General features: G+C 50.2%; 3 protein-coding genes. 2 read left to right on the top strand and 1 reads right to left on the bottom strand.

The window, feature by feature from the left end; translation table 11 throughout:
- Entirely contained in the window at window positions 1-1,029 is a 1,029-nt protein-coding gene (gene pyrC / locus LRP50_RS09340) for a dihydroorotase (RefSeq protein ID WP_274164197.1), read from the bottom strand.
- A gap of 896 nt (window positions 1,030-1,925) precedes the next feature.
- Between pyrC and LRP50_RS09335 the strand changes: the two genes are divergently transcribed.
- Window positions 1,926-14,045, top strand: coding sequence for a SpvB/TcaC N-terminal domain-containing protein (locus LRP50_RS09335; RefSeq protein WP_274164196.1), 12,120 nt, complete (start codon window positions 1,926-1,928; stop codon window positions 14,043-14,045).
- Window positions 14,046-14,056: 11 nt separating this feature from the next.
- Window positions 14,057-14,422, top strand: coding sequence for a hypothetical protein (locus LRP50_RS09330; RefSeq protein WP_274164195.1), 366 nt, complete (start codon window positions 14,057-14,059; stop codon window positions 14,420-14,422).
- Window positions 14,423-14,672 lie beyond the last annotated feature (250 nt).

Genomic DNA, 14,672 nt, shown 5'->3' with positions numbered 1-14,672 from the left:
TTACTTTACTGTCCAGGTGATGTTTTCACCGGCGCGAATTGGCACAACAACATCAGAACCAAATGGCATGGTTGCTGGTACTGCCCACTCTTCTTTGGTGAGGGTAACGGTATCGCTGTTGCGTGGCATGCCGTAGAAATCTGGGCCATTGAAACTTGCGAACGCTTCGAGGTTTTCCAGTTTGCCTTCTTGCTCGAACACTTCTGCGTAAAGCTCAAGCGCGGCGTGTGCCGTGTATGAACCCGCACAACCACAAGCCGATTCCTTTGCACCTTTCGCATGCGGTGCCGAATCAGTGCCTAGGAAGAACTTTTTGCTACCGCTCGTTGCTGCTTCAACCAATGCTTTTTGATGCGTGTTGCGCTTCAAAATTGGCAGGCAGTAGAAGTGCGGCTTAATGCCACCAACCAGCATGTGGTTGCGGTTGTACATGAGGTGGTGAGCAGTAATGGTGGCTGCTACGTTCTCGTTGGCATTTTTCACAAAGGTAGCTGCGTCAGCGGTTGTGATGTGCTCAAGAACAATTTTCAGCTCTGGAAAATCGTTAACGATTGGCGCTAACACGGTATCTAGGAATTCTTTCTCACGGTCAAAGATATCAACATCATGGGAAGTGACTTCACCGTGAACCAGTAGCAACATGCCCACTTCCTGCATGGCTTCAAGTACCGGATAGATATTACGTGCAGACGTTACACCCGAATCAGAGTTGGTGGTTGCGCCAGCAGGGTAGAGCTTAGCTGCAACAACGGTACCAGATTGTTTGGCTTTTTTGATTTCTTCTGGTGTGGTGTTGTCGGTGAGGTATAGCGCCATCAACGGTTCGAATTGTGCAGATGGCTTCTCTGCCATGATGCGCTCACGGTAGGCAATGGCCATTTCAGTGTTGGTCACGGGTGGAACCGTGTTTGGCATGATAAGTGCGCGACCGTTGTAACGGCTGATGTCTTGAACAGTATGGGTAAGGACTTCACCATCACGAAGATGAACGTGCCAGTCGTCTGGGCGAGTAATAGTTAGTGTGGTCATTTAAGGCGTCCCTCCATAGAAAAAATATCGGATTGGCGCCTGCAAGCAAGGATTGTAAGAAAGAAGCAAACGCTTGCGCTCAGGCGGCAGGATGATAGTAGAAAAGCCGATATATTTCATCTTCTTTCTGCTGAAAATGTCTGACGCCCTCAGTGCGAACGAGGGGGCACTGACCCGAATGCGATTGTTTTCGCCCGTCTCTGTGGTGTTCATGCTTAAGGTGGGTACGATCTACTCATCGTGTTTCTCTTTATCTTCCTATTCCTATTCCTGGTCATCTTCATCTTCGTGTGACGGTGGCGCTGCTTCTTCTACGTTATTGGCTCCACCATTTAATTTCGCTGTTTCTTATTTGGAGCAGTTATCTCCACTGTGTGGGTGTCTCTCATTATTTATTAATTGTGAGTTGGGTTTGTAAGATGCATTTTTCACTATTTTTTAAATATAAAGTATTAGGAAGTGTTAGGTCGAAGTATGGGGTTGATTTAGGTGTATGGCTATATCGCCATTGTTCTTTATTGGTTTTCTTTATATTTGTTCAATATTAATTTTTCGCGTGTATTGAAAGGTAGACGTGGTGAATCTTTTATAAGACCAATGAAAAGTTGGCGTTATTTTGGTTCGTTCTAATGCTTTTTATTTCTCTATATTTCTGGGAGTGTATTTGTAGTTTAAAAGTTATGAGTATTGGTTGGCTTCTTTGTTTTGAATGTTTGTAATGCTGGCGGGTAAATAGTGGTTAAGTAAAACCATATTATTTAAGTGGTTTATTGTGAGTGCATTAATTATTTGCTATCACGCATTAACAGCATTGAAACTGAGTTTGTCAATTGGTCGCGCATAACTTTTTGAATAAATTAAATAAATAACAATACTTCTAAAAGGGTAGGTTGGCTATGGACCGCTTTACAAACCGTTTCTCTGCGGTGGTTGCTTCTATTGTTATTAGTTCGTTGATTTTCTCAAGCAGTGCGCTTGCTATTCATAATGTTGCACTTCTTTCTAGTTCTGGAAATATTAATAAAGTAATGCCAAGTTATTTTGATATTTCATCATTAGAAAAGATGGAGAGTCAGAGAGCGTTTGAGGATGCTTATCCAGGGCAAGCCAGTTTGTTTGATGGCAATGTTAATCAGGGTTTTTCGCGACAGGCATCATTGTTGGTTGAGCGATATTTCGATGCTCTAAAGTCTGTTTCTGATTTTCAGATTTATGGAAATGCAGACTACCTAATTTCGGTGGAGCAAAAAGTTAATAACCTTTGGACGGAAGTGGATGCATGGACGTCGATTTCATTGCAGTCATTACCTCAACAACAATGGAATACGCTTTCCCTAGAATCTCCCATTGTCACGGGTGCGGTGCGCATTCAACTTATACCCCTGAGTGACCATCCTAAAGCGCTGTCTGAGATCAAAATCAACGCGGATGATGCGACAACATTACCTAGCTATTTACTCACTGCGCCTATTGAGGTTGCGATAGAAGCGACACATGTTTCTTCGGAAAGTGAGAAGGCCTTACTCGGTGCGGCACCGGGTAAATATCGCGATGCCAAGCATGACAACCAATTCAATATCAGCCTGCCTTATCGCCCAGAGCAGTTGAAGTCTGCCACGTTGCATTATGACGTGAAAGGCTTGTCTGGCGCAGCAAGTGTTGTGCGCGCAATCAATAGCAGTTTCTCGCAGGGTGGCTTGATTATTCAGGCTGAAAATGGGGAGTTGGCAACGTCTGTTAGTGAACCAATTAATCTTGATGCGCTGGTGGCGGGTAATAACCTTATTCGATTTAATCCGTTTGCATCATCCGATTCTCACTTGAAGTATCAGGTTGAAAATCTTCGACTTTCTTTTGCGTTGAATCATGCCGCCGTCAATGCATCGTCTTTACTGACTTCTCCGGCTTTGGTGGTGTTTGAGCCGCAAACAGATTTACGTTATCAAGACCATGCCTATGTGCGCGGGTTTGTGCAAGGCGACGGCAATGACGCTGTCACTTTCCAAATTGGCAACACCGTGGTGCAGACCGTTGATGGCAACTTTGAAACGCTAGTGCCTGTTGAAGGGGACGCGATTCACATCGAAGCCGTATTGGAAAACGGAAAAACGCTCAGCCAAACACTGACTTTTGCACCAAAAGAACGTGCAAGCGCCAAGGGTGTGATGATCACTGCGGCTGGCGTGAAAGCGCTGCAAGGTGATAATGCCTTGCCAGAGCGCGGTTACGCCCGACACCTTGCGACCACAGAAACTGACACCATTGTCGGCTTCGAAGATGCGTCACTCAATGTACTGAAAACTTCGCTGTCAGCGGAGCGTGATATTGAAGTCTTCACACTGGAAGAGCGGGATATTCCGGCGCTTGACCAAGGCATGGTGAATGTCACCCATGGCGATGTGGCGGCGTATCGCTTTCTGCCTCATGGCATTAAGTTCAATCAAGAGAATGACCTTTCTCTTGCGTATGACAAGAACAAGATCCCTGAAGGGTACTCAGAAAAAGATGTTCATACCTTTTTCTATGACGAAGAAACCAATCGCTGGGTTCAGCTTGCGCGTGCGGATGTGGTCACGAAAGATGGCGTGATCGTTTCGAAAACCGATCATTTCACCGACATGATTAACGCCGTTATCCAAACACCGGATTCACCGGAAACTCAGGCGTTTGGCACCACCCAACTCAAAGATATGAAAGCGGCGAACCCTGGTGCGTCGATCAATCTGATTCAGGCACCCAAAGCCAATGCCATGGGTGACGCCCGTACCGGTTACCCGATAGAACTGCCGGGTGGCCGTCAAGGTATGTCGCCACAACTGCAGGTGAGCTATAGCTCAGCAGCAGGCAACGGCTGGATGGGCATGGGCTGGAACCTTAGCCTACCCACGGTTTCTCTTGATACCCGTTGGGGTGTGCCGCGCTACGATAGCGCAACCGAAACCGAAACGTATTTGTTTGCTGGGCAGCAGTTAGCCCCTGTTTCACACCGTGCAACGCCCGTTGCCCGTACTAGCGAGAAACGCTTTTACCCGCGCGTGGAAGGAAGCTTCAACCGCATTATCCGTCACGGAACAAGCCCGACCAATTACTGGTGGGAAGTGACCAACAAGAACGGTACTCGTCACTTCTTCGGTGGCGACGGTACCAGCATGCTAACGGCCGCCACACTGGCAACAGCCGACGACAATATTTCTGATTGGGCGCTGGTGAAAACCATCGACACCTATGGCAATACCGTTACCTACAACTACGAAAAAGTGTTCGATGCCGGTATTGGTAATGGCGAAGGCGATGTTCAGGGTCAGCAACTCTATATCAAGTCCATCAACTACACCGGATTTAACAGCGCGGCAGGGGCTTATTCTGTCAACTTTACCCGCGACAGCGATCTTTCTGAGGTACGTCGTCAGGACGTGATGATCGACGCACGTACTGGCTTTAAACGTGTCACCGCTGACCTTCTACGCAAAATTGATGTCAGCTTCCAAGGGCAGTCTGTTCGTTCCTACGCGTTTAACTACGCCGAGGGTGCATTCCACAAAACCCTGCTGGCTTCTATTCAACAATTTGATGCCAACGGACAGTTGTTCAATACCCACTCACTGAGCTACTACGACGATGTGCGTGACGCCAATGGCAATTATCAGCCATTTACGGATACGCAGACGTGGACCATGAGTGATGCGTACGACATGGCAGATGGCCTAAGTACCCGCACCGTCGAATCAACCCGCTTGCAACAAGCTGACTTAGGTACAAGCGAAACTGAAATAACATCGTCGCCAACGACGCTGAATGCAGATGGCACAGAGGCGTGTTACGTGAACACGGCACCCACGCTGCTGGCAATGGCGGACATCAACGGTGATGGCCTTGTTGATAAACTGAGCGTGGATTCCGATGGCATCAGCTACCGCGCAGTGACTGTGAGTTCTGACGGTTCTGTCAGCTATGGTGCAGCACAGTTGATGGTATCAGCACAGGAAGCGTTCTACACCGCAAGCGGCGACTGTAAAGCATCGCCAGAGATGATTGCAGGCCAGAATGCGCGCCTGTCAGTGACTGACGTTAACGGCGATGGCATTGCCGATCTGGTTTACCTCGATAAGATTTTCCTTGGCTCTGGTGATGCGCAAAACGGCTTTGTGTTCACCGACAGCAGCAATGCGGCTGATGCCTTTGCCAACCTCGATAGCGTGCGTGTTTGGAAAGCGCCATTCACAGGTACCGTGAAGGTTGATGCGCCAGTTTCTTTAGTCGCAGGCTCAGGTGACTACAGCGGAAGCGACGGTGTTCGCGTCTCGGTTCAGCATCAAAACAGCGAGCTTTGGGCTACGCAAATCGCGGCGAATGACTACACCGCGAAATCCCCAACAGCGCTAGATTCCATTGCGGTTAACGAAGGCGATCTGGTGATGTTCCGCGTCAACTCGCTGGAAGATGGCGCAAACGATCAGGTGGTGTGGGATCCAAACATTCGCTACACCGATCGCGCTTCTGACGAGTTAGATGCCAACGCATTGAGGCTCAATGTTTACCAATCGTCTGCAGATTTTGTTTCTTCAAACAGCACTCAGTTAGTCGCACCATTTAGCGGCACAGTCGCGGTCAGTGGCACGCTGACTAAGCCAGCAACTTCCGATAATCTCACCGCAACTGTAGTGAAAACCGCCGCGAACGGCAGCGAGTCTGTCGTGTGGCAGCAAAGCTATGCGGCGGGCGATAACCTGACTGCCAGCACTATGGCTGTCGGCAACGTTTCCGTGACCGCAAGCGATAACCTGCGCTTGGTGATCAGCAGTGATACCAACGTGGATTGGACAGGGTTGACGGGTGAGCTGAACATCAATTACGTGTCAGCTAACGACAGCGATATCACCGCTGACATGCTTTACCTCAGCGATGGCACGCCACGCTTTGATTACACGCTAAACCCTGACATGGGGCTGTATGGCTACGCAGTAGAAAGCAGTGTGGTGGCGAGCGAAAGCGGCAGTGTGACGCTCCAGCCTAACTTGCCCGCAGGTTTGCCAGCTTCTGGCACCGTGACTTTTACAGCAAAAGCCAACAACCAGACGCTGGCAAAAGAAACCTTGGATCTTTCCACTGGCAACAGTTTTAATGCGGTGGCGCTGGATGTGACCGCTGGCGAACCCGTCTATTTCGAATACCACCTCCCGCAGGATGTTGACCAAACCGTATTAAGCGCATGGACGCCAAGCGTTTCTGTGGTGGAACTGGGCGTGGATGCGTCTGCAGGTGTGCATGTCGATAGTGATGATGCCAACAAGCAGCTTTATCGTCAGTGGGGTAACTTCCTTTATGACAGCTCGCAATCCTCGCCGGGCGATACGATTGACTTCGGCGCACTGAAACCTGCAACCAACAATACGTTGGCAAATTCTGGCTTTACGCCGGTGGCAGATGTGGATTCGTCTCTGCCGATTGCCTCAGCGGACGGTTCAACCCAAACCTCATCAGGCGATATCGACGCGCTGAATGCGCAACTGGCAAACGCCGCCATGTCTGCACGAAGCAGTGACACCCAACTTGCCAGCCAGGATCTTTCTCCAGAAGCCACGGTTGAACGCCTGGCTGCGACCGCAGCGGCAGATTCTTTTGCAGGCAATGGTGCAAGTTCTTTGAGTGGCACTGTGTCTGACAGTAGTGGTGCCCACTTTGGTGTCAGCTTTGGTATTTTCGACGGCAACATGGCCTGTAAGTCGATGACCATTGGCTTCCAGCGTGGTTTCAGTAAGTCGGAAAGTGACGGCATCCTTGCGATGTCAGACATTGATGGCGATGGCCTCGCAGACAAGGTATTGATCAGCGGTGGCGTGATTGGTTATCAGAAGAATTTGTCGGGCCCGAGTGAAGGGGAGAGCTTTGCCTCTTTCCAAGCATTTACAGGGTCGGCTGATGCTTTCTATCACGATAAAGGAAAGAACAAGAATTCTGGTTTCCAAGCTGTTCTTGGTGCATGTAGCTTCAGTGGCGATTTAGGGATTACCAGTGGCGGGGGCACAACCGTCAACGACATCTACTTCAGTGATGTTAACGGCGATGGCCTGACCGATATCGTGGCGAATGGTCGCGTGCTTTATAACCAACGCACCAATGCTACGGTACCGCACTTTGTGTTGTCGAGCGCGAACACACCAAACCCGATCAATGAATCTGGTACTTTGGTGACTGACGGTTGGTTTGAAACCGACCCGAATGAACTGGCGAACTTTATTGCTGAGAACCCGTTGCACGATACGGTGCGTACGTGGAAAGCGCCTTATGACGGTGTTGTCAGTATCAACGCCCCTGTCAATCTGGTGGAAGATACCAGCGCTGATCGTCAGACTTATACCCAAGCAGACGGTGTTCGTGTCGCGATTCAACAAGCGGCCTCTGAGCTTTGGGCAACCACCATCGATGCTGATGACTACAGCGTAAAAACACCAAGCGGTGTGAACGCAGTGAGTGTCAATAAAGGTGATCGCCTCTACTTCCGTGTTCAGTCGATTTTCGACGGTAACTACGATGAGGTTTCGTGGGCGCCTGTCATTACCTATACCGACAAAGTGGCAGAAACCGATGCCAACGGCCTACCTGTATACAGTGTTTCAGCAACCGATGACTATGTGCTTGCGGGAGGTGACTTGGGTGTACCCATTGATGGCACCGTTCAAATCAGCGGCACGCTAACCAAACCTGTTACCAGCGATAACGTGACTGCAAAAATCACCAAAGTGACCTTTGATGGTACCAACACCACAAACGCGACGGTGTGGGAAACCAACTACGGTCTTGCTGCGGCGCAACAGAATATCAACCTAACGTTAGATGTTTCTGCGGGTGATACTTACCGCTTTGAGATAGACGCGGATACCAATGTGGATTGGGCGGGCTTTGATTGGGAGCCAGTCGCGACCTACATTGCTGCCGATGATCCAACCACTAACGATCAAATTCAGGACGGTTCAGCTGTCCTCGCATTCAAAACGGTGGCGTCGCTAAACATCTTCAATGAAACAAGCCGTGTAACACAGCGCTGGGTGGCTGATGTGGACGGCACAGTGCTGATTACGCCAATGATCACTGCACCTTTGGGCGCCGAATCCGGCACTGTCACCTTTACGGTGAAAAAAGAAAACGAGCTTCTGGCGAAACAGAAGTTTGAAGTGACAAACGGTAATTTGAGTGCTGCGCCAACGGACATCTCACTCGATGTATTGATGGGTGATGTGCTGTTCATCGAATACCACACGGACACGCCAGCAATTGCGGATTTACTGGCACTGGATACTGGTGTGGAAATTGACAATCAAGGTGTGGTTTCTGCGTGGAATACCGGTGTTTACACCTACTCTTACACCTTCATTTTTGGCTCCGAATATCGTGGCTGGGGTCAGTTTGTTTATAACGGTAATGGCACCCGTGCCGAGCAGCCGATTATTGAGTCTGAACTGAAACTGGATGATGCACTGACGGATGCGCTGAATTCGCCGCCAGATCTCACCAATATTGACCAGAACAATCTGGCGGATAACGCCTACGATCCGACCAATAGCATTTTCATCATGATGCTGCCGATCGCGCAGGTTGATGCGTGGCGTGGTTATGACGAGCTTTCTCTGCTCGATGAAACAACGATGTCGAGCTCCCGTTTTGGTGAGGATGAATACGCCCCATCCGGTGCGGTTCCTAGCGGCACTGATGGCAGTCAGGCTATTCGCGCCATTAACAAGCTGACAACGCTTTCCTACAGCGGTTACTCCATTGGTGGTGGTGTGCCTGTGGGCGGCTTTGGCGCGAGTGGCAGTTACAGTGAAACCGATCAGGATATCCGCATTCTCACTGATTTCAGCGACATGAACGGTGACCGTTATCCGGACATCATCGGTCAATCACAAGTGCAGTACACCGACATGTTGGGTGCATTGGAATCGGGTGCCAAAAACAATGGATTAGGTCACCCAAGTACTTCGCAGTCTGAAAACCAAGGCGTCACGCTTGGTGGCAACTTCAGCATGGGTAGCAGTGGTGCAGCTAACAACCAGACAACTAAAACGTTCAAAGAAGCATTTGTTGAAGCCAATACCTCTATGCCGGGCGCGGGTATCTCTGGCACCAGTGGTAAAACCAAAGACCATGCCAATGTCAGTTGGCGCGACATCAATGCCGATGGTTTGCCTGACCGTGTGTACGAAAACGGTACGGCGCAAATCAATCTCGGTTACGCATTTGCCGCACCTGAAAACTGGGGATTTGCTCAGATAAAACAAGGGGAAAGTGAAGCCGAAGGTGGTGGCTTAGGTATCAATATTGGTGCTTCCAGTATCAAGGTAGGTATCAGCAAGAATTCCAGTGAAACTCATCAGCTGCATACGCTCTATGACGTCAATGGCGATGGTTTGCTGGATGAAGCCAAATTTACCGGCTCAGACATTCAGGTTCGTATCAACAAAGGCGGCAGTTTTGCTGGTTGGACGAACTGGACTGGCGCAAATGAGCTTCAGGTCAGTAGCAGTGAATCTACCTCTATCAATGGTTCATTCACTGTCTGTATTCCTTTAGTGCCACCAATCTTAGTGATGAAGATTTGTATGAATGCCGGTGCGTATTCATCGGATGGGGAATCGCAGGAAAATTATTCGATTAACGACGTCAACGGCGATGGCTACCCTGACGTACTGCAATCGGGTGCTGAAACCGACCTTCGTGTGAAGAAGAGCACGATTGGCCGCACCAACATGCTGAAATCGGTTCAGCGTCCGCTGGGTGCAAGTTTCACTGTTGATTACCACCGCGAAGGTAATACCTTCGATATGCCGCAAAACCGCTGGGTGTTGAGCAATGTAATCACCAATGATGGCTTTGCTGGCGACGGTGCGGACACCATGAAACAGCGTTTCGTGTATTCGAACGGTTATCACGACCGTCGTGAACGTGATTTCTATGGCTTCGCCAATGTCACCACGCTGGAGCTGGATACCACCAACGGTGATGCGCTCTACCGTTATGTGTCGACGGATTACATCAACGACAACTACTACGAAAAAGGGCTGGCACGCTACAGCGTGATGAAAGAAGGTAGCGGTAACACCTACACAGAAACCGTGAACAGCTACCAGACCGAAGACGTGTTCAGTGGTGTGATTCTGGATGTGGCAGGCAAAGAAAACGACTTTACTTCTGCCTTCCCGCAACTGGTGACGACAGAAACCTTCTTCTATGAAGGGACAGACACCGCAGAGAAGCAAACCCGCATCGACTACCAATACGATGATTACGGCAACGTGGTGGTGCAAACCGATCACGGTGATGTCGGGACATCTGACGATTGGACAGCCACCGTGGTTTACCACGAGATCGTCAGCGACTGGATTGTGTCTGCGCCGAGATCGATTGCGCTGCGTGATGCAGCGGGCAATGAGCTTCGTCAACGTGAAGCAGATATCAATGCGCAAGGCAGTGTGGAGCAGGTGCGGGTTTACGCCGATGCAACCACCGCGCTGAAGACCGATATCACTTACGACATCTACGGTAACCTTGAAACCATCACTCGCCCTGAAAACTACAAAGGTGAGCGCTATGTCCTGAGCTATGTGATGGATGATGCGGTGCAAACCTATGTGGCAAGCGTGACTGACAGCTTCGGTTATGCCTCATCCAGCACCTATGACTATCGCTTTGGTACGGTACTGAGCAACACCGACACCAACGCACAGAAGATCCATTTCACTCTTGATGCCAAAGGCCGTATCGAGACGGTTGCTGCCCCGTATGAGATTGAAAACGGTGTGACAACCATCGATTTCGCCTACTTCCCTGATGCCACGGTGCCGTATGCGACCACTGCGCACTTCGACGAAGGCAAGTCTGACACCATCGATACCGTCACCTTTGTAGATGGTCTGATGCGTGTTATCCAGACCAAGAAAGACATAGAGATCGACAACGGCCAGACCGGACAAGGTACGCCGATGATGGTGGCGTCTGGCCGTGTGCATTTCGATGCCTTTGGCCGCGATATTGCACAGTGGTATCCCGTTGAAGAAGCCGTTGGCACACCGGGCACCTTCAACAGTCAATACGACACGGTCAACCCAACCCGTAAGTCTTACGACGTGTTGAACCGTGTGTTGGTGATAACGTTGCCGGATGGCAACACCCTGACCAATGCCTACGGTTTTGGCAGTGACCGCAGCGGCGCGATGCAGTTTGAGCACCAAAGCATTGATGCCAACGGCAACGAGTCTGAAACCTACAAAGATGTGCGTGGACGTATCACGACTGTTGCGCAGCACAACCCGATTGGTGGACACGCCAACATTCTCACCAGCTACCAATACAGCGCGGTGAATGAACTGCTGAGCGTGACGGATGATCTGAATAATGTCACCCGCGTGATTTACGACCTGGCAGGCCGCCGTACTCACATCGACAGCCCAGATATGGGCCTGACCGAAAGCGTGTACGACAACGCCAGTAACGTGGTGCAGAAGATCACGGCCAATCTAAGCGCACAGAGCATGGCGATTAACTACGCCTACGACTTTGAGCGTCTAGCAGGCATCACTTACCCAATCAATGCAGTTAACAACGTCAATTACTACTACGGTGAACCGGGTGCTGCCGATAACACCGCGGGTCGTTTGTCCCGTGTGAGTGATGCTTCGGGCACCGAGTACTATAAGTACGGTGCACTGGGTGAAATCATCAACACCAAGCGTACCGTCACCACGCTGACGGGCAGTGCACCCAAGACGTATCAGACCAGCTACCGCTACGACAGCTGGAACCGCCTGCGTGAACTGACGTATCCAGATGGAGAGTTACTGGTACACGAATACGACAGTGGCGGCAGCATGAAAGCCATGAGCAGCACCAAAGGTGAATACACCTATGCGCCGCTCAAAGCGCTGACATATGACAAGTTTGGTCAACGTGTCTACATGCAGTTCGGCAATGACACGGTCATGACCTACAGCTATGAAGCGGAACGTCGCCGACTGGATGCGCTGACCGCGACCAATAGCAACCGCACCTTCCAGGACAACAGCTACCAGTATGACGCCATGAGTAACATTCTTGGTGTCAGCAACGCAGCCAGCGTGCCGTTGGACAGCAACCTGTTTGGCGGGGAAACCAGCCAGAGCTTTGCCTACGACAACCTGCATCAGCTGATCAGTGCAAGTGGTGACTGGACATCCCGTCAGGGTCATCAGGAGCGTTACAGCCTCTCGATGAGCTATGACAGCATCCATAACATCACCGCGAAGAACCAACTGCATGAACGCTTGCCGTTGGATGGTACGGGCTGGAATGCACTGCAAGGTACCAGCTACGACTGGCAATACGACTACGCGGGCTCTGCACAGCCTCATGCCGCCAGCAATATTGGTAACCGCACCTTCAGCTATGACGCCAACGGTAACCAGACAGGCTGGACAAACGATGACAACGGCACACGCCGCGACATCGTCTGGGATGAAGAAAACCGTATCCGCACCGTGACCGATAATGGACACACCAGCACCTATATCTATGATGCTGGCGGCGAGCGTGTGATCAAATCCACCAGCCAGGGTGAAACGCGCTACATCAATGCGTATCTGGTGGTACGTGCAGGCAAAGTGGCCACCAAGCACTACTACGCCGGTAGTCAGCGCATTCACACCCGCGTGATGGAAAACGAAAGTTCCACCTTGGTAACGGGTACAGACAGTACATCCAATACCTCGACAGAGACTGGCACGACGGAGAGCGGCACAGATACGACAACGGATGGCACAACAACCGACACCACAACGGAAGCACTGCCACAGGAAGTGTTGGATGCGCAGGCGGCGGTAGAAGCGGCGCAAGCGGCGTATGACCAATCGCTTGAAGCGTTCAAGGCAGCGAAAGGCCGGGATAAGAAAGCGGCACACAATGCGCTGAAAGTCTCCCAAAGCAATCTCGAAGCTGCAGAAGCTGCGCTTTATCAAGCGATGGTAGACGCGGGCCTTGACCCAGGCGGTAACGGAAATGGCGGCGGTGGTTCAGGTGGCGGCTCCGGTGGTGGCGGTAATGGCTCCATCAACTTTGAAGCCAAACAGTTCTACTACCATGGCGATCACCTTGGCAGCTCTAGCTACATCACGGACATTGACGGTGAAGTATACGAGCACCTTGAGTACTTCCCATTCGGTGAAACCTGGGTTCACGAGAAGAGCAATACCCAGCTAACGCCTTACTACTTCTCAGGTAAGGAACTGGATGAAGCGACAGGGCTGTACTACTTCGGAGCGCGTTACTATGACCCGCGGACAAGTGTATGGCAGAGCCCGGATCCGATATTGGGTGCATATTTGGGTGTTGACCCAGAACGACTACCAGGAATGGGAGGTGTGTATACACCGCAAAATTTAGCGCTCTACACCTATACGCATAATCGTCCAACTGTATTCATCGACCCGAATGGAGAGGCTATCGCTGAAGCGACACTGGCATGGATCGCTACGGATACTGCCGTGCCGGACCCAAGTGATGTCGCTTGGCCTAAATGGGCTGCATATGCGGTAGCTGGTTCCATTGCTGGCGTTGCAATCTGGATGAGGAGTGATAGTACTGAGCAGTCAACGACTCAAGATCGTGCAACCGCAACGGCGACAACCACGGAATCGACGAATGGAATGACGCTTTATCGAGGCGTGTCAGCCGGCCACCCTGATTACCCAAATGCGGTAAATGGCATGGCGATTCCTTCTGGACTTGAAGGTGGACATGATGATCCAGATCGTCACAATGCGGGTGATAACGATAGTATTTTTACCAGTTGGACGATGTCACGAGCCGTTGCAGACTATCATGCGAGTAAAGATGGCTCTGGAGGTGTAGTCTTATCAAGAGAGTTTGCTCCAGGCGAAACGGTGCCATCACCAGATAATTTTGCTGAGCTAGAAGTACTTGTTCCCGGAGTAGTTACCGGAGCGAGAGTGGAAGAACCTCTGGGGTCTGGTTCTCCCAGCGCATACTGATGAGTATTAAAATGACAGTAGATAAAAGAGCATTGATTGATGAAATTTCAGATGCCTTGTTGGTTAACCGAGAGTATGCGCTAGGGCTCATTACCTTGTTGAACCAAGAGGATAGTGAACTAAAAAGTTTAGCGACATTACCCATAGATAAGTTTGAATCTGTTTATTCTAGTAGGTTCAACATTCAAAGAGATGTAATGAAAAATAGGGATGTAACTTACTTAGATGCGTTTAGAGCCACTATTGAGCAAACTTTGGCGGTAAAGGATTCCGTTAAAGAAGTAAATGTGTTGCAGGTCAAAGATGAAAAAGGGAAAGGGTTTGTCGTTTTTGTTACTGACTCTAAATTGATGTTGGGTGTTTTACCTACTTTGTAGAAAGATGCAAAGCATAACTAAAATGAGTGAAGACGTTTAAATGACACAAGCAGTTGGTTAAAAATCAATAGTTTAGTTGTCTAGAGGGCAGGCGCCTGATGCTCTTCTACGCTTAAGAAAAGGCAAGGCTGCCTTAATCGAGGTTTCAGCACCGACAATGTTACCGGCCTCGATGTTCGATGTGGTTTTCAACCAAAGGAGTGGTTCAACGCCAAGGCGTTCGAGCAATGGCGGTAGCGTGGGAGGATTC

Source organism: Enterovibrio gelatinilyticus (assembly GCF_028683095.1).
In the GTDB taxonomy this organism is placed as follows: Bacteria; Pseudomonadota; Gammaproteobacteria; order Enterobacterales; family Vibrionaceae; genus Enterovibrio; species Enterovibrio gelatinilyticus.
The sequence above is the reverse complement of the archived record's forward strand: the minus strand, read 5'-3'. Positions and strand labels throughout refer to the sequence as shown.